Origin of the sequence: uncultured Parasphingorhabdus sp. (genome assembly GCF_963975555.1) — a bacterium.
Classification (GTDB): domain Bacteria; phylum Pseudomonadota; class Alphaproteobacteria; order Sphingomonadales; family Sphingomonadaceae; genus Parasphingorhabdus.
Genome location: NZ_CAXBHH010000001.1, coordinates 855,872 through 880,141 on the forward strand (window position 1 = coordinate 855,872; position 24,270 = coordinate 880,141).

23 protein-coding genes are annotated in these 24,270 nt (G+C 55.5%); 12 read left to right on the forward strand and 11 right to left on the reverse strand.

Features of this window, described 5'->3' with window-relative positions; all coding sequences use genetic code 11:
- The first annotated feature begins 93 nt into the window (after positions 1-93).
- The 3 genes from AAC060_RS04265 to AAC060_RS04275 are packed head-to-tail and all read left to right on the forward strand — an operon-like array spanning position 94 to position 4,482.
- On the forward strand, positions 94-789 hold the full coding sequence (locus AAC060_RS04265) for a response regulator transcription factor (protein ID WP_339823230.1): 696 nt from the start codon (positions 94-96) through the stop codon (positions 787-789).
- A gap of 2 nt (positions 790-791) precedes the next feature.
- Positions 792-2,159, forward strand: coding sequence for a FecR domain-containing protein (locus tag AAC060_RS04270; protein ID WP_339823232.1), 1,368 nt, complete (start codon positions 792-794; stop codon positions 2,157-2,159).
- Positions 2,160-2,208: 49 nt separating this feature from the next.
- The gene (locus AAC060_RS04275; RefSeq protein WP_339823233.1) at positions 2,209-4,482 is read left to right on the forward strand and encodes a CHASE2 domain-containing protein; all 2,274 of its coding nucleotides are present in this window, start codon (positions 2,209-2,211) and stop codon (positions 4,480-4,482) included.
- A gap of 1 nt (position 4,483) precedes the next feature.
- Here the strand turns inward: AAC060_RS04275 and AAC060_RS04280 are convergent, their stop codons facing one another.
- The 5 genes from AAC060_RS04280 to AAC060_RS04300 form a co-directional block, all read right to left on the reverse strand.
- Positions 4,484-5,035, reverse strand: coding sequence for a hypothetical protein (locus AAC060_RS04280; RefSeq protein WP_339823234.1), 552 nt, complete (start codon positions 5,033-5,035; stop codon positions 4,484-4,486).
- Between the two features lie 85 nt (positions 5,036-5,120).
- Positions 5,121-5,354 carry a hypothetical protein gene (locus tag AAC060_RS04285; protein WP_339823235.1) on the reverse strand — a complete coding sequence of 78 codons (234 nt, stop codon included), beginning with the start codon at positions 5,352-5,354 and terminating at the stop codon, positions 5,121-5,123.
- Positions 5,355-5,356: 2 nt separating this feature from the next.
- Positions 5,357-6,730 (reverse strand): 3-deoxy-7-phosphoheptulonate synthase class II, encoded by a 1,374-nt coding sequence (locus tag AAC060_RS04290; protein ID WP_339823238.1) that lies wholly within the window; start codon positions 6,728-6,730, stop codon positions 5,357-5,359.
- Between the two features lie 119 nt (positions 6,731-6,849).
- Positions 6,850-8,178 (reverse strand): cell wall hydrolase, encoded by a 1,329-nt coding sequence (locus AAC060_RS04295; protein ID WP_339823240.1) that lies wholly within the window; start codon positions 8,176-8,178, stop codon positions 6,850-6,852.
- A gap of 119 nt (positions 8,179-8,297) precedes the next feature.
- Positions 8,298-9,587, reverse strand: coding sequence for an MATE family efflux transporter (locus AAC060_RS04300; RefSeq protein ID WP_339823243.1), 1,290 nt, complete (start codon positions 9,585-9,587; stop codon positions 8,298-8,300).
- A 183-nt stretch (positions 9,588-9,770) separates the two neighbouring features.
- Here AAC060_RS04300 and AAC060_RS04305 point away from each other — a divergent pair, with 183 nt between their 5' ends.
- From AAC060_RS04305 to AAC060_RS04315, 3 genes are all read left to right on the forward strand, one after another.
- Positions 9,771-10,976, forward strand: a complete 1,206-nt coding sequence (locus AAC060_RS04305; RefSeq protein WP_339823245.1) for a DUF2891 domain-containing protein — start codon at positions 9,771-9,773, stop codon at positions 10,974-10,976.
- Between the two features lie 200 nt (positions 10,977-11,176).
- Positions 11,177-12,148, forward strand: coding sequence for a histidine kinase (locus AAC060_RS04310; RefSeq protein ID WP_339823247.1), 972 nt, complete (start codon positions 11,177-11,179; stop codon positions 12,146-12,148).
- Between the two features lie 2 nt (positions 12,149-12,150).
- Positions 12,151-12,912: a LytTR family DNA-binding domain-containing protein gene (locus AAC060_RS04315; RefSeq protein WP_339823248.1), complete on the forward strand. Its 762-nt coding sequence runs from the start codon at positions 12,151-12,153 to the stop codon at positions 12,910-12,912.
- On the opposite strand, the gene AAC060_RS04320 is transcribed toward AAC060_RS04315, so the two are convergent.
- The 4 genes from AAC060_RS04320 to AAC060_RS04335 form a co-directional block, all read right to left on the reverse strand.
- Positions 12,870-13,910 carry a CaiB/BaiF CoA-transferase family protein gene (locus AAC060_RS04320; RefSeq protein ID WP_339823250.1) on the reverse strand — a complete coding sequence of 347 codons (1,041 nt, stop codon included), beginning with the start codon at positions 13,908-13,910 and terminating at the stop codon, positions 12,870-12,872. The two genes, AAC060_RS04315 and AAC060_RS04320, sit on opposite strands and share 43 nt — an antisense overlap.
- 88 nt (positions 13,911-13,998) lie before the next feature.
- Positions 13,999-14,409: a PilZ domain-containing protein gene (locus AAC060_RS04325; protein ID WP_339823253.1), complete on the reverse strand. Its 411-nt coding sequence runs from the start codon at positions 14,407-14,409 to the stop codon at positions 13,999-14,001.
- A gap of 191 nt (positions 14,410-14,600) precedes the next feature.
- Positions 14,601-15,068 carry an RNA polymerase-binding protein DksA gene (gene dksA / locus AAC060_RS04330; RefSeq protein ID WP_339823256.1) on the reverse strand — a complete coding sequence of 156 codons (468 nt, stop codon included), beginning with the start codon at positions 15,066-15,068 and terminating at the stop codon, positions 14,601-14,603.
- Positions 15,069-15,620: 552 nt separating this feature from the next.
- Positions 15,621-16,619, reverse strand: a complete 999-nt coding sequence (locus AAC060_RS04335) for a hypothetical protein (protein WP_339823259.1) — start codon at positions 16,617-16,619, stop codon at positions 15,621-15,623.
- A 109-nt stretch (positions 16,620-16,728) separates the two neighbouring features.
- On the opposite strand from AAC060_RS04335, the gene serS reads away from it, so the two are divergent.
- The 5 genes from serS (at position 16,729) to AAC060_RS04360 (ending at position 21,801) form a co-directional block, all read left to right on the forward strand.
- On the forward strand, positions 16,729-18,009 hold the full coding sequence (gene serS / locus AAC060_RS04340) for a serine--tRNA ligase (RefSeq protein ID WP_339823261.1): 1,281 nt from the start codon (positions 16,729-16,731) through the stop codon (positions 18,007-18,009).
- A complete protein-coding gene (gene surE, locus AAC060_RS04345; RefSeq protein ID WP_339823262.1) occupies positions 18,009-18,773 on the forward strand; it encodes a 5'/3'-nucleotidase SurE in 765 nt (254 codons plus the stop codon). The genes serS and surE overlap by 1 nt, the downstream gene beginning before the upstream one ends.
- A gap of 114 nt (positions 18,774-18,887) precedes the next feature.
- Complete coding sequence (locus AAC060_RS04350; RefSeq protein ID WP_339823264.1) at positions 18,888-19,937, forward strand: M23 family metallopeptidase; 1,050 nt, start codon at positions 18,888-18,890, stop codon at positions 19,935-19,937.
- A gap of 6 nt (positions 19,938-19,943) precedes the next feature.
- The gene (locus AAC060_RS04355; protein WP_339823267.1) at positions 19,944-21,005 is read left to right on the forward strand and encodes a potassium channel family protein; all 1,062 of its coding nucleotides are present in this window, start codon (positions 19,944-19,946) and stop codon (positions 21,003-21,005) included.
- A 76-nt stretch (positions 21,006-21,081) separates the two neighbouring features.
- The gene (locus AAC060_RS04360; RefSeq protein ID WP_339823268.1) at positions 21,082-21,801 is read left to right on the forward strand and encodes an alpha/beta hydrolase; all 720 of its coding nucleotides are present in this window, start codon (positions 21,082-21,084) and stop codon (positions 21,799-21,801) included.
- Positions 21,802-21,814: 13 nt separating this feature from the next.
- Here the strand turns inward: AAC060_RS04360 and AAC060_RS04365 are convergent, their stop codons facing one another.
- Together AAC060_RS04365 and AAC060_RS04370 are read right to left on the reverse strand one after the other, a co-directional pair.
- Positions 21,815-22,078, reverse strand: coding sequence for a hypothetical protein (locus AAC060_RS04365; protein WP_339823270.1), 264 nt, complete (start codon positions 22,076-22,078; stop codon positions 21,815-21,817).
- Positions 22,079-22,297: 219 nt separating this feature from the next.
- Positions 22,298-22,708 carry a DUF1761 domain-containing protein gene (locus AAC060_RS04370; protein WP_339823273.1) on the reverse strand — a complete coding sequence of 137 codons (411 nt, stop codon included), beginning with the start codon at positions 22,706-22,708 and terminating at the stop codon, positions 22,298-22,300.
- 179 nt (positions 22,709-22,887) lie between these two features.
- Between AAC060_RS04370 and rimO the strand changes: the two genes are divergently transcribed.
- Complete coding sequence (rimO, locus tag AAC060_RS04375) at positions 22,888-24,270, forward strand: 30S ribosomal protein S12 methylthiotransferase RimO (RefSeq protein WP_339823276.1); 1,383 nt, start codon at positions 22,888-22,890, stop codon at positions 24,268-24,270.

Consider the following 24,270-nt stretch of genomic DNA (forward strand, 5'->3'; position numbering starts at 1 on the left):
CTTCTGCTTTTGATAGTAAAACGCAAATTATAGATTCACCTGAAAACGCAGTGTTCGCGGCATCGGCGCCCGAAGACCGCTTGGAGAGTAGAAATGCGTATAGCGATAGCCGATGACGATCCGGAGATTATTGAATTTTTGGCCAAAATAGTGGAAGGACTGGGACACGTCCATTCAGGCTATGGCGACGGAACCTCCCTTATCAACGCCTTGTTGCGGGACACGTTTGACCTGGTCATTCTCGATTGGAACATGCCAGGCAAGACAGGCATGCAGATTTTGGAATGGATGGATGGCGCGGTTGATGATCGCCCGCCCGTCATCATGATGACCAGCAGGACTGCCAAGCAGGATGTCAGCGATGCCCTTAACGCCGGGGCAGATGACTATATAACAAAGCCTGAAGATAAAAATGTCATAGCTGCCCGTATCAATGCCTTGTTGCGCAGGAATAGTGGCGCATCGGCAATGGAGCCGACGGCTGAATATGGCGATTATCTGCTCAACCGCATTGAACAGACGGTTAGGCATGACGGAAAAGACATTGCACTGACCGCAAAAGAATTCGAGCTTGCCGATCTGATGTTCCGCAATCGCGACCGGACCCTGTCACGGCGATATATTATGGAAACCGTTTGGCGGACCAATGCCCATCTAGCAACCCGGACCCTCGACATGCATGTTTCTCGGATTCGGGCCAAGCTTGCGCTGAAACCGGAAAACGGGTTTAGGATTTTCACGGTTTTCGGTTATGGCTATAGATTGGAGACGCTTGGCAACGGAGGCTAATAGTGTTTGAAGACTTCCGAGAACTGTTTCGATCATCGGGTACTTACCTCGGGGCCGGCATTTTAATTTTGGCGGTGGCTCTTGTGCCCAACGAAGCCGCCGCTCAACAAAGCCCCGAGACGGAACAAATCGCGTATGTCTTCAAGCGCGGTGACACGTTATTTGGTCTCGCGAACAAATATTTGCGCAAACAGTCCGACTATTCTGCGGTTCAGCGGATTAATCGTATCGGCAATCCGCGGCAGATTCCGGTCGGCAAATCCCTGCAGATTCCTGTCTATCTGTTGAAATATCGACCGAGCAAGGCCAGCCTGAGCGCGTTCCGGGGGAGTATTTCGATTGCGACCGGTGGTCGGGAACTGACGCCCGTTCAAGGACTGAGCGTTGCTGAAGGTAGCCAGATCAAGACGGCAGCGCGCAGTTTTCTGACGCTGCAGCTGGAAGACGGATCACGAGTTTCCCTGCCATCGAACAGTCAGGTCAGGATAACCCGCCTGAGGCACATATTGCTGACCGACAGCATGGATTATGAAATTGCTGTCGATAAAGGCCGCATCCGTTCGAAAGTTACGCCGCTGCAAAAGAAAGCTGACCGCTTCCGCGTCCGCACTCCGGTCGCGGTCTCCGCTGTTCGCGGTACGGACTATCGCACCCGGGTCGATGAAATGTCGGGCACCGTCTTTTCCGAAACAGTTGAGGGCGAAGTGGTCGTGGCGGCGGGGCAAAGCCTGAGTCGTGGTGCTATGGTATCGATACCTGCCGGCACGGGCGCGGCTGCGACGGTGACCGGTGCGCTTGCCAAGGCAGAATTGCTGTCTCCACCGGAGCTATTGGACCCTGCCAAAGTACAGTCCGAGGAAGGTTTGCGGTTTGCCATTGTACCGCGCGATACTGCTGTCGGTCATCGCATGATTATCGCGTCAGATGCTGGCTTTGTAGACCTTGTAGCCGAAGAACAGGAAAAGGGGGCGGTGATCGACCTGGCGACGATCCCCAACGGGCGTTATTACGCCAAGCTGTCCGCACTGGCAGCCGACGGATTTGAAGGCATGCCAGCAACATATAGTTTCAAGCGTCAGCTCAGTACGCTGGGCGGTAGCGCAGACGCTGGCGATTTCGGCTATCGGTTCAAATGGTTCGGCGCAGGAGAGGGACAAAGATTCTACCGACTGCAGATCCTGAAGGACAGCAAAACGGCTATTCCCATTCTCGACGAAGCAGGACTCTCGACCGACACCGTTACCCTGTCCGAGCTTCCCGACGGGGAATATTACTGGCGTGTGGGCGTGACTCAGTTTTCCAGCGATCCGGAAGATCCGAAAGCGATCGAAAAATGGACCGATTTTGAAAAACTGACCGTGGCCAATTAACTGCCTAGGTTCGAACCTTGATCGATTTTACGCGGAGGCATGACCACCGATGAGGCTGCGCCAGCGACTGGGTATGGAATGGCTTGCCGTGGCGTTGCTTGCATCCTGTGTGGTGGTGGCACTGACCTATTGGGACAGTCTCTCGCGCTTTGATAATTTGGTCCACGACCAGCTATCCGCGATTGACAGACCGGTGGCGCAATCCGACATCCTGATTGTCGAAATTGATGAAGACAGTCTTGCTGCCTTTGGAAAATGGCCGTGGCCCCGGACACGGCATGCCGAGCTGTTCGATCAACTGGCCAACGCCAACCCGGCAGCGATCGGTTTTGATATTCTGCTCAGCGAAGCCGGTGATCCGGATGACGATGCGCAGTTGGCCCTATCGATGGCAGGCAACTCTAATTTGTTCCTCCCGCTGCATTTTGTTTTCCCCGGCAGCAATGGTGCGGAATATGATGTTAAACAGCCGATTGAGCCCTTTAGCGCTGCCGCCACCGGATTGGGGCAAGTGAATCTGGTGTTCGATACCGACGGAGTCGTCCGCCGTGCCGCTTTGTGCTTTGGCGACAAGGCGTCGGGAAACGAATGGCCGCATCTGATCGAGGGAATCTACCGGTCAGTCCACGGGCAGCCGTCGCCCGCATATGATCGACTGAAAGATTGCGACAAAAAATTGTTAATGCCGTTTGCTCGGCGCGGGGGTTATCAATCAGTCTCCTATGCTGCATTGGTCAACGGGGAGGTCCCTGGTGCCTTTCTGAAGGGCAAGGTCATTTTGATCGGCGCGACCGCGAATGGTCTGGGAGATCAATATCCGGTTCCGCTCGGCGATGGCGGAACCCTCGCCGGAGTGGAAATTATGGCAAATCTATACGGGGCATTGAGCCGCGACGATTTTGTCATACCGATCCCTTTCGCGCTGCAACTGCTATCATCGCTGCTGCCGGTCTGGATCCTGTTGATCGGTTTCTGGCGATGGCGGCCCCGGACCACCATCATGATCTCTTTCGGGCTTATATTGGCGATATTGGTGGCCAGCGCCATCTTGATGCAATTCGCGCTCTGGTTCGCGCCCGGAACGGCTCTGGTCGGCGTGATCCTCGTCTACCCCATTTGGGGCTGGCGGCGATTGCAGGCAACAAGCGACTTCATGGACAGCGAGTTACAGAATTTTCACCGGTCAAAAATCAATATTCCAATCATGCGGTCGGAACTGGGTCCTGTCGATGTTATCACTGGCCAGGCGGAACAATTGACCCATGCGATTTCGCACGTTCGTGATCTGCGGAGGTTCATCAACGATGCCCTCAGCAACCTCCCTGACCCGATGTTCATTACTGATCTCGACGGTAAGGTGAAATTCGTCAACCGGTTGGCGCAAGCCGGAATGGAAGACGGTGCTCAGGATCTTGCGCTGGACGACATGCTCAACCGCTTTGTATCCCCCGATGATCGTCAGGAGGTAAAAGAATATCTTGATCTGAAGAGCCGGCCGAGCAAACAGGATTATGTCGATTTCACATCCCTCGATGGCCAGATTTTCGCCATGCGCCGCGCACCGGTATTGTCGGATGACGGGACGTTGAGAGGGCATATCCACTATCTTGCGGATATCACCGAAGTTGCCCATGCCGCGCAACAACGCGAAGAAGTCCTGCAACTGCTTTCCCACGATATGCGTGCACCGCAGGCGGCAATTCTGGCTCTTCTTGATGGTAAGGAAGGCGATGAAACCTCCGGCCGGATAGAAGGGCATGCGCGCCGCACCTTGGCGCTGGCAGACAATTTTGTCGGCCTGGCACGGATCGATGCCAGCGAATTTGCCGGAGAGGATATATTGCTCGCAGAACTGGTCGCAGAGGCCAATGACAGCCTTTGGCCCCTTGGCAAGGCGCGCGATATTCGGTGCGAAGTCGATGACCAGTCGGATGGCGCCTTTGTCAGCGGTGAACCCTCGAGCCTCTATCGTTCGTTCGTCAATCTGATCGACAACGCGATTAAATATAGTCCGGACGGTGGCACCGTAACCATAATGATCCGGGTGACCGAACTGGACCGGCAACCATTTGTATCGGTCGCGATCGCCGATCAGGGCGAAGGTATTTCAAAAGAAATGCTGGGCCATTTGTTCGAGCGTTTCGCCAGCGATGACAGTTTGGCCCATTCATCAATAAAGGGTGCCGGACTGGGGTTGAATTTCGTCGCCAAAGTGATGGAGCGGCATGGCGGATATATACGCGGAGAGAACCGTCGCGATGGAGGGGCTTGCTTTACCGTGCTCTTGCCCTTGGCCCCCTATTTAGAAGAACAGGCCGAATGATTCATTCAATGCCCTGGCGTGTGCGGATTGCACTGCGCGCGGTATCGGTCGGATTGCTATCCAGACCGGAAAGAGCGGATTTGACCAGAAAAGGCAGCGACTGTTTGATCGTGCCGTTGCAATGATATTCTGCGGCATTGCCCGTGTATAATTTTGTTCCGCGCGTCTGATCAAAAAGGACGATTGTTAACCGGTGTTCCTGGTCTTTGCAGGACTGGAACCGTTTTTGATCTTTTGCGGAAGCTATCGATTGAACGGTATCTTTGTCACCTGCGTCGATCGCAATATCGGCTGGCCGGTCAGCAAGCGCGACGTTGACCAGTATCGAAGCGTCCGGAGAGGACTGATAGCCTCTCTCGCCCAACGATTTCGCCACCAGATCGCGGGCAAGCGCCAGGTCTTCATTCTCGACCGTATCTTTTGCGGTCACGATAAACTGCTTTTGTGCACTGGTGGCTATCACCTGATGTGTCTGGACACGGGTTTCAATCGGTCCGGCACAACCCGAAACCATCATTGCGCCCGCGCTTATCCATGAGAGTGATCGGATCAACACGTCCTCCAGCTGAATTTTGCTTGGCTGTTTGATAGTATGCCGGGCCGCCAAAGTCACGAAAATTGGCGATGAGCGGACAGGTCTATCGGGTCAATGCGTAGTAAATCACATAGGCCCAGGAGAAAAAGCCATGAATAATCGCCCAGAAGATCGATTTATGCGCGGTAAAACTGATAGCAATGGCTAAAGCGCTACCAAAGCCGACGCCTTTGCTGACGATTTCCTTGCGGACATAGGTGACTCGTCTTCTCATCGGCGACTCTTCCGTCGCATAATCTTCGGGACGCATACGTTCCGGCCGTGTTTTCTCTACCATGTTCAGGCCGCTATCGGGGTACGGTCAGACAGTTCCTGATTGAGCATTTCTGCCAACAGGAAAGCGAGTTCCAGAGACTGGGCGGCGTTGAGACGCGGGTCGCAGTGCGTGTGATAGCGGTCGCCAAGCGATGCATCGGTGATTGCCACGCCGCCACCCGTACATTCGGTGACATTCTGTCCCGTCATTTCGCAGTGAATACCGCCCGCGAAGGTCCCTTCCGCCCGGTGGACGGCGAAAAAGCCGCGAACTTCTGCGAGGATGCGGTCAAATGGCCGTGTCTTGTAGCCGCTCTCTGCCTTGATAACATTGCCGTGCATCGGATCGCAGGACCAGATGACCGGATGGCCCGACTGTTTTACCGCACGGACGAGAGGAGGCAGGCCGCTTTCGACCTTGTCATGCCCAAAGCGTGAAATCAGCGTGATCCGGCCCGGTTCGCGCGCAGGATTGAGTGTGTCGAGCATTTTCAAAAGTGCATCGGGCGTCAGCGACGGACCGCATTTCAATCCGATCGGATTGCCAATGCCACGTAAAAATTCGACATGAGCCGAACCTTCAAACCGGGTCCGGTCGCCAATCCAGAGGAAATGCGCGCTGGTATCATACCAGTCGCCAGTCAAGCTATCCTGTCGCGTCAGGCATTGCTCATAAGGTAGCAGCAGCGCTTCGTGACTGGTGTAGAATGAGGTCGTTTTCAATTGCGGCACGGTGTCGGGGTTTATTCCGCAAGCCTCCATGAACGCCAAAGCTTCGCCGATCCGGTCGGCCATTTCTTCGAACTTTTTTGCCCACGGGCTGCGTGCCATGAAATCATGGGTCCAGCCGTGAACCTGCTTGAGGTTGGCGTAGCCGCCGGTCGAGAATGCACGGAGCAGGTTGAGTGTCGCGGCTGCCTGGTTATAGGCGCGGACCATACGCTCTGGATCCGGGTCACGGCGGCTGCTGTCGAATTCTATCCCGTTGATGATATCTCCGCGATAGCTGGGCAGCTCGACACCATCTTGCACTTCGACATCAGAGGAGCGCGGTTTTGCGAACTGACCCGCCATGCGGCCGACTTTGATGATCGGAAGTTTCGATGCATAGGTCAGCACCACCGCCATCTGGAGAATGACGCGAAATGTGTCGCGAATATTGTTCGGGTGAAATTCGGCAAAGCTTTCGGCACAATCGCCGCCCTGTAGGAGAAATGCTTTGCCTGCAGCAACTTCTGCCAGATCCTGTTTCAGACTGCGTGCCTCGCCGGCAAATACCAGCGGCGGGTAGCTGCCAAGCAATTCTTCTGTTTCCGCAAGTTTGGCGGCGTCAGGATATTCGGGCATATGCAGCCCTTTAAAATCCCTCCAACTATTTGCCGTCCAATTCGTCGCCATTAGAGCGCTCCGTTCCGTTTCCTATAAAATCGAGAGCCTTTAGGCGGGAGTCAAGAGCGAAGGCAAGGGAAACCCATTTGTGGTTGCCAGAGAAACTACTGGCAAATAGCCTTTTGGATCTAGCTTCCGGGCTTTTTCTTCCAGCTCCCGCTAGTGCGGAATTCGGGCTTGATCTGACTGACATCAGGTAATTTCTGACCGGCAAAGGCACTGTCGCCACCTTTGGCCTTTGCTTCGGTGCTGTAATTGGGCGCCTGATAGGATCGCGGAATATTTACATCCAGTGCAGGGGCAGGCCGATCATAGCGGCGTGCATTGTCCGCGGCCAGCGCTGTTATCTTCTCTGAAAGGGCGGCTTCTGCTTCGGCCTTGCGGCGACCAGCCTCATAGGCTTTTTCGAGCGCTATCGGGTCAAGGGAGGAGCCTGCATCATTGTCGCCGATACTATCATTGTTGCGTGCTTTTGGCGCCGGCAAAGGCTCGCCGCCGCGATATCTCTGGCTGAACGCACTGGCTGTGCCGGCATTGCCCTTCCAGCTGTAGAAGCGGTGCGCGCCGACCGTTCCGACGAATCGCAGGCTTGGTGCCCAATAGGGATAGACATAGGTCGCATGATAATGTGTCGCAGTGCCGACCGTGGTATAGCTTGCTCCCGCGAGCGCTTCGGCAGCGACTTTCTTGGCGCGGTCCCAATGGAAGCGTGCTGGTTTGCGGCGTAGAGAACCGTCGCAAGTATAGGTGAACTGGCAGCCTGTCTTCCGCTCGCTACCCTGATAGACTACGCCGCACACCGTGCCCGGATAGCTGGGGTGACGGACACGATTCAATATGACTTGTGCAACACCGCGTTGACCGGCATCCGGTTCCATCCCGGCTTCATAATAGATTGCTTGAGTCAGACAATATAGCGCCCGGCTATCGTCAATTGTGGAGCCGCGAAACGCGACTGGCCGAATAAGATGTGCCGTCGACGCCTGATCACGGTCATTCTGGAGCATGTCGGGCAAGCCATTGATCGACCCAGATCCAGGCGCTGCGAGGGGATCAATGCCAATCCCGCCATAATTTTGCGGGATCGCATAATCGGGGTCGATGAAATAAAAAGCCGATCCGGCAAAATTTTCTTCTGCCCTTTCTACCGATTGCAATTTGGTGGCGCTTGGATTGAACTGCTGCGCATCGACACTTGATTGCGGCATGATTGTCGGAATTAAAATCAGACTGACGAGGAAAAATGCGGTCAATATTCTTTCGCGGACCGTCAAGTTCGCGAAGAACCGGTGTGGCATGGACTTTGACGGCGACGCTGTATCCTGTCCCAGCTCGACTGTTTCCGCGCTGGCCTGCTTCTCGTTAATCCTGGTCAATGGTTCTGGCGGCCGCTTACCCTGCCCGTAATCGGGAATATGACCGCTTAGGGGCGGGACATAGGGAGGAGGAACACGCACGGATCAAAATACCTGATTAGGCCCAACCGGGCGGATCGCGCGGGATATACCTGATTTTCACGCTTTCGGCGCGGAGCAAATTGACGTTGTTCCATCGCGGGACGCGGTTTGCGGACAGATTAATTGGTTAATGCGGTTCGCCGTTCCTGCAAAGTCACTAGATATTGCGCGACCATATATCCCGCTATCCCAAAAATAATGCCACCGGCGGCCGGAGCCAAAACAATTCCATCCAGCCCGTAATATTCGCGTCCGAGCCAGAGAAAGGGAATGATGCCAAGCGTATTGCGCAGCCAGTTCATAAGCGTGGACCAGGCAGGGTGTCCCATATTATTACAGGCTGCGTTACCGATGAACAACATGCCATTGAAGAAGAATAAGGGTGCCAAAATGGCGGAAAAAAGCCAGAATATGTGACGGCCTTCGCCCTCGAGATGGAAGGCATCGCTGATTGGGCCGCTGAGGAAATAAAGAACGGGCCAGATGATCAGCGTGCAAGCCAAGGCGAATATGGTGGCCTGCTTGATCGTAGTACGGATTCGGTCAAATTGCTGTGCACCGAAATTCTGTCCGATGATTGGGCCGACTGCGCCGGAAAGTGAAAACATCAGGCAAAAGGCAACCGGTATGACACGGCTAACAACAGCAAAGCCGGCGATCACGTCGTCAGAATAATCAGCGATGAAGCGGAGGGAAATGAATCCGCCAACCGGCGAGGCAATATTGGTCAGAATCGCTGGAATCAAAATTGCCCGTATCGCACGTAAATCGCTGCGAAAACTGGTCAGGGACAATCGATCAAACCCGCCGTAATTTTTGACGACTGGCCAGATTGCAAATATCATGGATACGACGGCGGCACTCGAGCTGGCGACCGCTGCGCCGTCAATACCCCATCCGAATCCGAAGATGAATATCGGGTCCAGAATGGCATTGGTGATGCCCATGCTGAGCGTGACGTTCATGGCCCGCCGTGCCGCTCCATGGGCGCGCAGAAAACCGGAGCAGACCATCGCTGCGACACTGAACGGCATGAATGGCGCAACAATCCGGATATAACCGGTCGCAGCCTGATTGGCCGCTCCGTCAGCCCCGGCCAGCTCCAGAATGTCTGGCGCAAAAATGAAAAGCAGGATGGCCAGGGGCACCATCAACATCGTGCTGAGCAGCATGATATTGGTTAGATATCCCCGCGCTCGTTCCGGTTCTCCCTGACCAATATGGCGAGCGGCAAGCGCACTGGCCGCGATCATCAAGCCGATATGGACCGCCGTACCGAAAAACATGATCGTGCCGGCAAAGCCCATTGCCGCCGTCAGCGCGCTGTCAGACAGTTGTGCGATATAAAATAGATCGGCAAAATCGACAATGAACATCGTCAACAGCCCGATGCTGGCTGTCAGTGACATTGTGGCGATGTGGCGCAGGGGACTGCCGGTTAAGAAGATGGCGGGTTGCGTCGCGATAGTGTCTGTTCCACTGTCAATCGCCGGGCTGCATTTGCCAATGGCGGAAGAGATGTTTTTCCCTATAGGCTTTTGCCAAAGGGTCAATTCATCTCTATAATGAATTTGATCTTTGTAGGGGGTTGGATGATCTATCGTACAGGACTGATCGCGCTGATGATCGCGATATTGGGGGGGTGCTCCGCCGCGGATGAGGAAGATGGAAAGTCATCTCAAGATCGTGGGGTATATGAGCGCCGCAATACCGCCCCGGATCCTGCAGATATTGGTTTGGCGCCGCGAAGGGCAGAGCAAGCTTATGCAAGGATCGCTCTGAACTGCATCAACAAGCAATATCCGAACAAGATCAGCCATGTTTTGAACAGCGCAGCCGATGTCGCTGAGCCCGAAAAGCTGACACCCGTCTTCTATGGCTGCTATGATTGGCATAGTGCCGTTCACGGTCATTGGTTGCTGACGCGTCTTTGGGGGCAAGATCTGGTCCCCGAGATGGATGAAGAGATTGCCGCAGCGCTCGCTGCCAATTTCACCACAGAAAAAATTGCTGGAGAAATTGCCTATTTTAATGGTGATGATCGGAAGGCGTTCGAACGGCCCTACGGGATCGCATGGTTTTTGCAACTTACTACCGAATTGCGTGAAATTGCCGATGGAGAAGGCGGCAAGGCCGAGCAGGCCAAGGTCTGGTTGACCCGACTGGAGCCGCTCGAATCCGTGATTGTGGGTAATATCAAGGGGTGGTTGCCAAAACTGGCCTATCCCATCCGGCTCGGAACTCACAACCAGTCCGCTTTTGCATTGGGACTATTCCTCGATTGGGCCGATCGTAGCGGCGATGATGAAATGGCCAGTCTCGTGCGAAACAAAGCATTGGGTTTTCATAGCAACGACCAGAATTGCCCGATGGCCTATGAACCGTCGGGAGAGGATTTTCTTTCTTCCTGCCTGATGGTTGCCGACCTCATGCGACGGGTGATGGATGGCGATGAATTTGCAAGTTGGCTCTCGGATTTTCTACCGGCAATCCCGACCGATGGCAGTGACGGCTGGCTGAAAGTCGGCATCGTCAACGATCCGACCGACGGCAAATTGGTGCATCTTGACGGGCTAAACCTTTCGCGTGCTTGGGCGCTTGAAGGCATGGCTTCCGCGCTTCCAGTCGACGATCAACGGCGCGCATCGCTTCTCGCATCAGCCAGCTTGCACGGCAATTCCGGAGAGAATTCTGTTCGGACCCCGCATTATTCCGGCAGCCACTGGCTGGCGAGTTTCGCGACCTATTGGCGGACCCGGAGAGGAATTGATACAAGCGGAGGCAATCCGGTTTCGTGAATTCTGAGCCAGCCCCTGGTTCGGCAATATATGCCCGGGCTCGAACGCGGTCACTGTTCGACCGGCTGTTTCCGGTTAATCAAAATATAGCGATCCAGTCGATGTTCGGCGTATGGGGCGCCTATTTTGTCTTTGTGTCCTGCCGCAGTTTGTACATGGCGCAGAACAACGCTGAAGCGTTATTTGTCCAGCGGATATTGATGACCAGCGTCTGCATAAGCTTGACCTGGATGCTCTACCGCTTACTTGTTGCGGTGCGTCGCAGCGGGATGAGGGCTGCGATATTGGTGCTGCTCCTGCCGACGATGATTCTGGCCAATTATATGGCTATACTTGATCAAATAATCTTTGATCATGAGGCTGCATTATTCGACTTTTCCTATCTGCTCAATCCGATCGAATTCGCAATGTTCGACTGGACTTACATTCTGGACGAGGCGTTTACCCGCTATTTCATTCTGGCCAGTTGGGGTGCTCTATATCTGGCTTTGGCCCATAGTCAGGAACTGCAGCGCATGATGGTGCATAGCCGGCATCTCGAGAGAGTGAACCGGGAAAGTGAATTACGGGCGCTGCGATACCAATTGAACCCCCATTTTGTCTTTAATGCACTCAATTCGGTGAGCAGCCTGATAATTGACCGGAAAAACAAGAAGGCTGAAAAACTGGTGGATGATCTGGCAGATTATATGCGCGCGGTGCTGACTGATGGCGCTGAGGACATGGTTGCGGTAGAACAGGAAATTACTCAACAGGTTCGTTATCTAGAGATAGAACGGATGCGTTTCCCCGACCGACTGCATTATTTTGTCAACATTGATGCAACCGCAAATGGTTGGATGATACCCGCATTGATTATTCAGCCACTGATTGAAAATGCGGTCAAATATGGTGTTTCGGCGACGGATCAGCCCGTCAATATTATCATTTCGGCCCAGAAAGAAGGAGAGCGTCTGTCTATAAGCGTCGCTAATGATGGCAGGGTAAAAAGGGTTGCTGGTCTAGCCGATGACCGCGCCACAGGGACGGGGACAGGTCTTGCAAATATCCACGACCGGCTAAGAGCATTATACGGTCAGAATGCTTCTTTGCTTCTGGCCAACAACAAGGATGGCATGGCTATCGCAACCATAGTCCTGCCAGACCCATCGCTGATTTTTCAGGATATTTGAGAATGGTTGCGAGTCCGCCATCGGTGTTGATTGTCGACGATGAACCGCTCGCCCGTTCCCGCCTCAAGGCGCTTTGTGAACGAACGCAGCTTTTTAGAACCATCGAATCGGCCAATGGAGGCCGTCAGGCCCTGGAGAAAATCAAACAGCTAGAACCAGATGTTCTGTTGCTTGATGTAGATATGCCCGATTTGTCCGGTCTCAAGGTAGCGGAACTTTGCGGGAGCATGGCGCGGATACCTCAAATCATTTTTACGACCGCGCACAACAAATATGCGGTGCAGGCGTTTCGGCTGGAAGCCACCGACTATCTCCTGAAGCCGGTCAAGGAGGCCTTGTTGCGAGAGGCCGTCGAACGGGCCATCACCAATCTTGCGCGCGGCCATGAGGAGCATGAACCGGATGTCGCGCAACGTCTCTGGGTGCAGGATGGCACCGGGTCACTGCAGCTGATGGTTTCACATATCGAATGGGTTGAAGCGGAGCGGGACTATATGCGGCTATATCTGCCGGGCCGCAGCTATTTGCTGCACCAATCCATGCGCTCGCTGGAAAGCCTGTTGCCCGACAGTCTGTTTGTCCGCGTTCACCGGTCGGCCATTGTCCGGCGTGATTGTATCGCGGAAATACGCCGTAAAGGGCGTAAACATTTTGTAATCCTGCAGGATGGCAGTCAGTTGGTAATCGGTCCCCGTTATGCAGACAGGATTATCGGTCCTGCTCAAGCAGGGCGTTTAGGGGGATCAGACACCGTAACCGAATAACGGGGTGCCGGTGCTGGCTGCATCATTCCGCCGACATCGACAAAGGTCTGCCTTGCGATGTTGTGCGGGTGCTCCTTTGCTTCTGTCAGCGACAGGACGGGCGCAAAACAGATATCCGTTGCTTCCATCAGCTCGCACCATTGGGAGCGGGTCTTGGTTTTGAACAACGCTGTCAGCTTCTCCTTCAACGCAGGCCATTGTCTCGGGTCCATCTGCGCGTCGAAGTCCGAATCTTCTGCGATGCCCGCAACCTGCCGAAGCTGCGCGTAAAATTGTGGTTCGATCGATCCGATCGATATGAATTTGCCGTCGGAGGTCTCGTAGCTGTCGTAGAAATGCGCGCCGGTATCCAGCAGGTTGACGCCCCGATCGTCTCTCCATTGACCGACATTGTGAAAGTCGAAAATCATCGCCATCAATGCGGCAGAGCCGTCGGTCATCGCACAGTCAACAACCTGTCCGGTGCCACCGGTTTTCGCATTGAGAAGCGCTGAAACCATACCGAACGCAAGCATCATTCCGCCGCCACCAAAATCGCCCACCATGTTAATCGGCGGGGTCGGTTTTTCACCGGCCCGTCCGAAGGCATGCAAGGCGCCGGAAATTGAAATATAGTTGATATCGTGGCCTGCGGCGGCGGAGAGTGGACCATATTGTCCCCAACCCGTCATCCGGCCATAGACTAAGCTTGGATTGTCCGCGAGCAACACGTCGGGCCCGAGCCCGAGCCGCTCCATAACACCGGGACGGAAGCCTTCGATTAGACCATCAGCATTTTTGACGAGGTTTCGAGCCGTCTCGATGCCTTCTGCCGACTTCAGGTCAATCTCGACCAGATTGCGAGAGCGTGAAAGTGCGAGGCGCGGGTCAGGGGCTTTGCCTGGCCGATGGAGAACCGTCACCGTGGCGCCCTGGTCAGCAAGCATCATGCCGCAGAAAGGGCCGGGGCCGATGCCGGCAAACTCGATAATATTGATACCGGCTAGTGGTCCTGCCATGTTCTGCTCCCGTTTAATCGACTGATTAATCGGTCCTATGCAGGGACGTTATTCGAATCAAGCTTAATGTGGAAGATTGAAGCGTGTTCTAGCGAGGTCGCTGTCCATGACGCAGAGGAATGGATTTACTGGATTGTTGGCGAAGATATTGCGGCAAATCTTGTTTTTTCTGTCCGACGGGCTTTCTGGCTAGCTTCGGGTCAATTGGATGATCGAAAGCGACCCCGAACCTGCCTTGGGCAACCCAGGCGACATAGCCGGTGATACGACCAATATTGCGCAGTTCAATTTGCACCTTGTCGCCCCGTTTGGCGAGCACGGGTGCTTCGGCCATCAGGCCGCCTGCCGATAGATTGCGAATCCGCACTTCACCGCAGTCGTCGCCGTCGATGAAGCGCAGTTCTGCTTTCAGAAACAGACTGTCCCGGTCAAGCTGGCGCTTGGGGTAGTCAACGGCCTGACTGTTCATTTTCAGACTATCGTCAAATGTCTCTTTCATAAGCTTCCCGCAGTCGATAAATGTAAATTCATGTTTCGTAATGCGAGGGATAGCGCAAAATTCGTGCAAATTTGGTTAATGTCCCGGATTTTTTTCGGGCAAGAAATATCCGCCGTTATGCGGGTATCAATGAATGCTTTTAACCAAGAAAACCCGACTGCGGCTTAGCTCTGTCAGAGCAGTAACTCATGTCACTGATCGCGCGAAATTTTCTCGTTCCGTTCATGCGCTTCCTGCGCCTCTACGGTCATCGTGGCTATTGGCCTGGCTTTCAGGCGGTCGAGAGAAATCTGCTCGCCGGTCACCTGGCAATAGCCATATTCGCCTTCGTCGATCCTGCGTAATGCTGCATCGATTTTGGAGGTTAGTTTGCGTTGACGATCGCGGGTCCTCAACTCCAGGCCCCAGTCGGTTTCGCTTGATGCCCTGTCATTCAGGTCAGCTTCCTGAATTGGACCATCCTGCAGATGTGCCAAAGTTTCTTTGGATTCATCAATGATTTCTTGTTTCCATTTTTTCAGCGCCTGTCTGAAAAAAGCGAGCTGATGCTCGTTCATAAACTCTTCGTCTTCGCTCGGTTCATAACCTTCTGCGAGGACTGGGTCTGCGCCATTCGCGCTATTTTTTGCTGATGCTTTTTTCGCCGAGGATGCCAACATACTCTCCAAACATCTGCCCTGTCCGAATCCGGAAGGCTGGAACTATTTACACCGCGGGCCTATACCGAGCGCACTTGCTTGAAACAAGGCGCAAAATACTTGATATTTTAAATATCCCAAAATGAGAAAATTTCGGACGTTGTAATTATATTGCAATGGATGTCCGCAATGCATCCACTCAGACAACGTTCCGCCGATAGTGTCAAAATCCCGTGATTTTTTAAAGCTTTCGCAACAATGGCATCTGGAGTGGTTCCAATTCGGGACATTAACCGTGGTTGGATACAAACTGTTAAGCTTTTTTGCGATTTTGAACGAGGAAACAAGGTTAACGTAATTGTGGTTTACGATTTATTCTGTCTTTTAATGCATGTCGGGAGAGCGAAATGGAAGGTCAGCTGTTAAATGCTGGCTCATCTGATCGCCTCCACAGCGGAAGAGAGATGAGATTATGTCGGTACGGATGGCTTTAGCAAAATTATGCGCCTGCACTTGCGGCGGAGCATTAATTGGCGGTGGCGCGGTTCACGTGTCAGAAGCGCCTGCAGCGCCTTATGTGAAGAAACTCTCGAAGAAGCAGCCGGTTCGCGCCCGGATTGTTCGAAAAGGTGAGCCTGCCCGCAAGGTCAAGCGTACACGGCGCACTGTGACCAAAACGGTGACGGCTTGCCAGCCGACCGTGGTCACCATCGCCCAGACGCCGGCAGCGCAACCAATCCCGGTTCCTTTGCCTTCATATCTCCCACCTGCTCCGCCGATGATGGACGGCGGCAGTTCTGTACCGGTCGTGATCGGTGGCAGCGGTGGATATAGCGGAAGTTCCGGCGGCTTTTTTGGTGGATTTTTCGGTGGCGGCAGCTCCGGCGGCGGTAGCGTCGTAATTTCTTCAACCAGCAGCGGCGGGTCAACAAGCACATCGTCAGGGGGCAGTTCAACGAGCGGCGGCTCCACCAGTACCTCAACCGGCGGCGTGACCAGCACCGGCGGTTCAACGAGTACTTCTACGGGAGGCGTGACCAGCACTGGTGGTTCAACAAGCACCTCCACGGGAGGTAGCAGTTCCTCATCGTCGAGTTCATCCAGCAGCTCGTCGAGCAGTTCATCCAGTTCCAGCGGTGGTGATACATCAACCGGTGGACACGGTTCTTCAGGCGGGCATGGCTCGTCTGGTGGACACGGGTCCTCGGGCGGCGGATCTAACGGTTCTTCGGGAAGCTCCGGTTCTTCTGGTAGTTCGGGTTCGTCTGGCAGTTCAGGGTCGTCCAGCAGTTCCAGTTCATCTTCCTCGAGCTCGGGTGGCAGTTCCACCAGCAGTTCGTCAGGCGCAACCGGTGGCTCCTCGAGCTTCGGTGGTAACAGTACGTCTACCGGTTCTTCGGGTAGTTCGTCCAGTTCCAGCTCGTCGAGCAGCAGCTCAAGTTCTTCTTCGGGTGGCAGTACTGGCGGTTCGACAGGCGGTACCGAAGTTCCGGCACCACCGGTAGTCTTGCTGTTCGGTGCAGCCGCTGCAGCCTTGTTTGCGCGTCGTCGTAAGGCAAAAAAGACAGTCACCGCTTAAATAACGTAAATCGAATTAATCTTAAAAGCGGCCGGAGCAATCTGGCCGCTTTTTGCTTTGTAGTCTTGCAAGTGAAACAGACGCTCGGCATAGGCTTTTGCCATGCATGATATAAAATATATTCGCGAAAATCCCGAAGAGTTCGATGCCGCACTGGCGAAGCGCGGAGTCGCAGCAGTGGCTCAGAATATACTGCGGCTGGACGAGCAAAGCCGGGCACTGAAAACCCGGCTGCAGGACGGGCAGGCGCGGCGCAATGAAGCGTCCAAGGCTATCGGGAAGGCGAAAGGCCAGGGTGACGAGGATGCCGCTCAGGCGTTGATGGCGGAAGTCGCCGAACTGAAAAGTGCAATGCCCCAGCTTGAAGACGAGGAACGGGAAGTTTCAGGCCGACTGCAGGATATGCTGGCCGCACTACCGAATCTGCCGGCAGATAGTGTCCCGTTCGGCGCAGATGAAGAAGCCAATGTAGAGGTTGAACGCTGGGGCGAACCACGCAAGTTTGATTTTGATCCGAGAGAACATAGCGATATCGGTCCGGCCTTGGGGCTGGATTTCGAAACGGCCGCCGCTATGTCCGGTTCGCGCTTTGCGTTCCTGCGCGGGCAGATGGCCAGATTACAGCGCGCCATTGGCCAATATATGCTTGATCAGCAGACGATGAAAAATGGCTATCAGGAATGCGCGCCGCCGGTTCTGGTTCGCGACGAGGCCATGTTCGGCACCGGTCAGCTACCCAAATTCTCCGAAGATTCTTTTCACACAACCAATGGTCATTGGCTGATCCCGACCGCAGAAGTCAGCCTGACCAACAGTGTAAACGGGCAGATTTTGGACGAGGCGCAACTGCCGTTGCGATTGACCGCGCTCACACTATGTTTCCGTAGCGAAGCTGGCTCTGCCGGCAAGGATACGAAAGGCCTGATCCGCCAGCATCAGTTTGAAAAAGTCGAGATGGTCGCGATCGTTCATCCTGACGAAAGCGATGCCGAACATCTGCGGATGACTGAAGCAGCAGAATCGATCCTCAAGGCGCTTGAACTGCCTTATCGCAAGATGCTGCTGTGTACAGGTGATATGGGCGCAACGGCGCGCAAAACATATGATCTGGAGGTCTGGTTGCCAGGGCAGGACACCTATCGCGAGATTTCCAGCATTTCGACCTGCGGCGAATATCAGGCGCGGCGCATGAATGCCCGTTTCCGGCCTGAAGGTGAGGAAAAGGGGACAAGATTCGTTCACACGCTCAACGGTTCCGGTCTTGCCGTTGGCCGCACGCTGGTCGCTGTGCTCGAAAACTATCAACAGGCGGACGGATCGGTCACTATTCCGTCGGCACTGCTTCCCTATATGGGTGGCATCGACAAGTTGGAGCCCGGCTGATGCGAATACTCCTCACCAATGACGATGGTTTCGATGCGCCCGGCATGAAAATTCTGCTGGATATTGCGCAGCATTTTTCCAACGATATCTGGATTGTCGCGCCGTCCGACGAAAACTCTGGCGCAGGCCACTCGCTGACCATTACCCGGCCGCTTCGTATTCGCAAGCGGGGCGACCAGCAATATTCGGTCGACGGCACACCGACTGATAGCGTGATGATGGCTGTTGCCAAGATCATGAAAGATGGTCCGCCTGATCTGATATTGTCCGGTGTTAATCGTGGCGCGAATCTCGGTGAGGATGTGACATATTCGGGTACCGTCTCTGCCGCTATGGAAGGCGCATTAGCAGGTATCCCTTCGATCGCACTCAGCCAAGCCTATGCACGGGGAGATTTGGGTGCGGATGTACCGTTCGACGCGGCGGTTCAATGGGGTGAACGGGTGCTGCGGCCGCTAATCAAGCAACGCATGGATTACAGGACGCTGGTGAACATCAATTTTCCGGCGCTCCCGGCGAGCGAAGTCAAGGGAGTGCGGGTCGTGTCACAGGGTATCCGTGACTATGGTCGATTGCAGATTGTCAGCAACCGGGACCCGCGCGGTTTTGAATATCACTGGTTCGGCCTTGGCCCGATGGTGGAAACGCCTGCGCACAGTACCGATCTGGAAGCGATCGCTGACGGTTATGTCTCAATCACGCCGCTCCATCTTGACTTAACTCATTATGATTCGATGGATGGTCTGAAGAATCTTTACCCTTGATTGTGAACTGCGGTGGGAAGAATTAACTATGCTTGGGCCAGTGAGGCTGGCAAGCTGCGGTTTTGCTGCTAATAACGTTCCAGCATGGGGAAGAGTTGGTTAATGGGGTCAAATATGCGTCACATTGCGATCCTGATATTGCTCATCGCTGTCACCGCCTGTATTCCGCAGGGCCGTGATGACTACGCACCGGCGACAACCCGACCTCAGTTGCCGACAGATCTTGCCGTTCTTGGCACTGCGCCTGAACAGGCGCCGCTTTCGACTTGGCAGGCGAGCCCCGTCACGGCCAATGCCCAAAGGGTCGAAGCGGGCTCCTATCTCGTGCAATCTGGAGACACGTTGCGTGGAATTGCCAATAAAACAGGTGCGGGTTCACAAATCATCGCGTCAGCAAACGGGCTGTCCCAACCTTATGTTATCCATCCGGGGCAGCGACTCAAAATTATCGGCGGACGCTATCATACGGTCAATTCGGGAGAGACCGGTATCGCAATCGCGCGCGCCTATGGAGCCACCTGGCGCGAAGTGGTGGCGTTGAACGCGTTGGAAGAACCTTATATCCTGCGTGTTGGACAGAAGCTGCTGCTGCCTGCAACAGCAACCGGCGATCCGGCCAATCTGAGCATCGAGCAGCGTGCGGCCGCTTTTAATCTCGATATCGACGATATAGTCACGGGCAGCCAGCCGGCGATAGCCAACGGTGCGACAGCGAAAGAACCATCCGACTGGCGCAAGGCCATCACGCCGAATGCAACCATAGCCGCTCCGACGAACTTCTCCGGACGGTTTCAGTGGCCAGTGGATGGTACCGTTCTCTCCAGTTTCGGTAGCAAAGGCGGGGGGAAAGTTAACGACGGACTCAATATCGGTGTCGCCAAAGGCACGCCAATCCGTGCATCGGCTGATGGTGTAGTCGCATATAGCGGCGACGAAATCGGCGTATTCGGTGGCCTTATTCTGATCAATCATGGTTCCGGCTGGGTTACTGCCTATGGCCATGCTGATAAGCTGAATGTTGCTCGCGGCGCGAAAGTTAAAGCAGGTGATATTATCGGGCTCGCTGGTGAAAGTGGTTATGTCGAGGAACCGCAGCTGCATTTCGAGATCCGCAAGGATCGCAAGCCGGTCGATCCGAACAACCATCTTCCGAAACGCAGCTGACCGGCGATGGCAAACGGCAACCGACGTAAGATTTCCGATTATTTTACTCTGCGTCGGCGATCGAGTCTGCCGATCTGGGCTGATATTGCGTGGCGGGTTGCCTTTGTTCTCGGACTGATCGGGATGGCGGTTTCTGTGCATTATTTCGACCGCAATGGCTTGCAGGACAGCTATGACGGTGATGTCAGCTTTCTCGATGTTATCTATTTTACGATGATCTCGATTACTACCACCGGCTATGGCGACATTGCTCCGGTCACTGAACGGGCGCGGATGTTCGACGCGCTGGTTGTGACTCCTATTCGCATCTTCGTCGTGCTAATCTTTGTTGGTACGGCCTATAATTTTGTTTTCAAACGGACCTGGGACAATTGGCGCATGAAACTGATTCAAAGCAATTTGCACGACCATATCGTCATTGCCGGCTTTGGCACGAGCGGCAGTGAAGCCGTGCAGGAACTGCTGGCGCGCGGGACCAAGCCGGAAGAGATTGTCGTGATCGACACATCGGACGACGCCTTGTCACTGGCAGAGAAGCTGGGTTGCGCGGTGATCAACGGCGATGCGACCCGAGACAATGCGCTGATGAATGTGAAAATATCGCGAGCGCGCTCGCTGATTGTTTCGGCCGGGCGCGATGACACCAGCATATTGATTGTGCTTACCGCCCGACATCTCGCATATCATTTGCCCATCAGCGTTTCGATCAAGGCGGCGGACAATGAACTGCTCGCGCGGCAAGCCGGTGCGACGACCGTGATCAATCCGGTCAGTTTTGCAGGTCTGCTGCTCGCCGGCAGTTGCGAAGGCGCAAAGATCTCGGACTATCTGAGCGATCTCGCATCCGCAACGGGCCGGGTGAAGCTGGTCCAGCGAGCGGTTACCGAAGGCGAAGTCGGCATGGCGATGAGCGAAGTTGTCGGTTCCGGATTGGGTGTTCGGATTTACCGGGGCGATACGGTGATTGGATTCTGGGAAGCCGAAGCGAAGATGCTGGAGGCTGGTGATATCATTGTCGAGATCATCCCTGGTAATGGCGCGGAGGGACGGACGCCCGAAAGCGCCTAGTTCGCCCTGTCCGTTAGTTCATGTTGCACCTGCGAGATAAACGACTATCTTGGCAGCTCATTCACGGAGCTTGCTGATGGCCGATACGATATCAATGCCCACCGGGCTTCGCCCGCCGCACAGGCTGGCGCAGCTGGGCGAACTGTCCCTGCCGCTTGATCTGCTGCGCTTTGGCCTGCAATGGCCGCGGCTTGTTACGGCGCCGCGGGGCGATGGCCGGCCGGTCTATCTTATTCCCGGCTATGGCGGCAGCGAACTGTCGATGCGCCCGCTGGAGGGCTTTCTCAGGCGCATCAACTATGATGTGACCGACTGGTCGCTCGGCCGCAACAAGGGATCGGTCGACCGCGATGTCGCGCGCTTTACCGCGGTTGCCGAAGAGCGGTTTTCCGACAATGGCGAGCAGGCCTTCACCCTGATCGGCTGGTCGCTGGGCGGGATTATCGCCCGCGAGGTCGCTCGCCTGTCGCCGCATCTGGTGCGGGAGGTGATCACCATGGGTACGCCGATCATCGGCGGCCCCAAATATACCACGCCGGGCCAGCGCTACGCCCAGTCCGCCAATATAAAGCTCGACCAGTTCGAGCGCGAGGTGCATCAGCGCAACAGCATCGGCTTCGACCAGCCGCTCACCGTGCTCTATTCCGACCGCGACGGCATTGTCGGCCCCGATATCGCCAGGGACATCTACAATCCGCAGGCCCGCAATATCCGCGTCGATGGCGGGCATATGGGGATGGGCTTCAACCCCAAGGTCTGGCGGATCATCGCCGATACGCTTGCCGGACGGACTTGAGCCGTACCCCCGTTCATTCCGCCGCCTTGGCCTTCGGCTTGCGCCAGAGATAGCGGTAGACGCCAAACAGGTTGATCCCGAGCAACACGATATTCTGTACCGCCAGCGGGTTGTTGCCGTCGAGCAGCGAAGCGGCGATCCAGACGATCGACGAACCGCAGAACAGGACAAAGCCCGACCCGCTGACCTTGGCCCCCGCATTTAGCGAGACCATGGCGGCGGCGATCATGCCGCTGATGCTTGCGGTCCACCGCAATATGTCGACCAGTTCCATCATGTTGCTCCGGCTGTTGCATTGGCTATCGATGCAAGGCCTACGCACGGAGCGGGCATATCGTTCAATCTTGTCCGATTTTTTCGAACCGCAGGGAACCAATCCCTGGTTTGATGGTTGTATCGGCAAGCCGGGTGTTGCCACTCCCTCCCACTTTTTGGCAACCCCGGCGTCTTCCTGCCGTACCGGATTTTCAATATTGTTGTTAACTCCTTCTATTCATTAGCCAAGCCACGCGTGCACCGCGCCCATCGCGATGTAGAAGAGCAGCCAGTATCCGGCGTCGATGAAGAACAGCGCCTTGCTCTTTTGCGAGAAGAGATAGTTGGTGCCGATTGCCGGGACGATGAAGCCGAGCGCGACGCCAAAGGCGGTCAGCACCTTGATCCCAAAATCCAGATCCGTCGCATAAGTCGCGAACGTATGGGCCAGCGTCCACGAGGCGACCAGGCTGAACGCGAACGCCCCGCCGTAGATCTTGCCCATATTGCCCGCTTTGATCTGCTCCTCGGTCAGCCCGACCGCGCCCATCCATTTCTTGCCCATCACCGGGCCGTACCAGATGCCGCCGACCAGAAATCCCGCCAGCGCGGCGACGATGACCGCAATCCAGTTCACATCGAATATATTCATATCATCCTCCTCCTGTTTTCCGTCCGAAGATGCTGCGCCAGTCGGAACATGCTCCCCGGATCAGCGGCATTTATATGCCCGGACCGGTCCTTCGACAAGCGCTGGCGCGTGACCACCAGAACCATTGTCTTCACATCTGACGTGACTCCCCTGCAAAACACGCCTAAAGGCCGCGCAATATGGCAACCCAAATTCCTTCTCCGCCCAAAGTGGGCATGGTATCGCTCGGCTGTCCCAAGGCTTTGGTCGACAGCGAACGCATTCTGACGCAGCTGCGCTCGGACGGCTATGACCTGTCGGCCGACTATGCCGGCGCCGACGTCGTGCTGGTCAACACCTGCGGCTTTCTCGACAGCGCCAAGGAGGAGAGCCTCGAGGCGATTGGCGAGGCGATGGCCGAGAATGGCCGGGTGATTGTCACCGGCTGCATGGGCAATGAAGCCGACCTGATCATGAAGCGCTTCCCCGATGTGCTCGCCGTCACCGGCGCGCATCAGTACGAGGACGTCGTCACCGCGGTCCACGCTGCGGCTCCGGCAGCCCGCGGCGCGTTCGTCGATCTGGTGCCCGAAGCGGGCCTCAAGCTGACCCCCCGTCATTACAGCTATCTCAAAATTTCCGAAGGCTGCAACCATCGCTGTTCCTTCTGCATCATCCCGTCCCTGCGCGGCGACCTCGTGTCCCGCCGCCCCGACGCGATCCTGCGCGAAGCCGAGAAGCTGGTCGAGGCCGGCACCAAGGAATTGCTGGTGATCAGCCAGGACACCTCGGCTTACGGCGTCGATATCCGCCACCAGTCCCGCCAGTGGAATGGCCCGACCGGTCAGGGCCGCGAAGTCCGCGCCCATATGACCGATCTTGCCGCCGCGCTGGGCGAGCTGCGGACGCCGGAAGGCAAGGGCGTGTGGACCCGGCTCCACTATGTCTATCCCTATCCCCATGTCGACAAGGTCATCCCGCTGATGGCCGAGCGCAAGATCACGCCCTATCTCGACATCCCGTTCCAGCACGCCGCGCCCAACGTCCTCAAACGGATGAAGCGCCCGGCCAACGAGGCCAAGGTGCTGCAGCGGGTCAAGAGCTGGCGCGATATCTGCCCCGATCTCACCATCCGCTCGACTTTCGTCGTCGGCTTTCCCGGCGAGACCGAGGACGACTTCAAATATCTGCTCGACTGGCTCGAGGAAGCCCAGCTCGACCGCGTCGGCGCGTTCCGCTTTGAACCGGTCGAAGGCGCTGCTGCCAATCTCCTCGACGGCGCCGTGCCCGAAGAGGTCAAGGAAGAGCGATACCAGCGGATCATGGAAGTCACCGCCCGGATCAGCGCCGCCAAGCTGCAGGCCAAGGTCGGCCGGACTCTGCCGGTGATCATCGACGACATTGGTGAGCCCGATGAAGACGGCGATGTTGGTGCGACGGCAAGGTCCGAAGCCGATGCACCGGAGATCGACGGCAATGTCTTCCTGCGCAATGTGAGCGGGACCCTTGCGGTTGGCGACATAATTGACGCGGTGATCGAGGATGCCGACGAGCATGATCTGTTCGGGGTTGCTGCTGGGTAG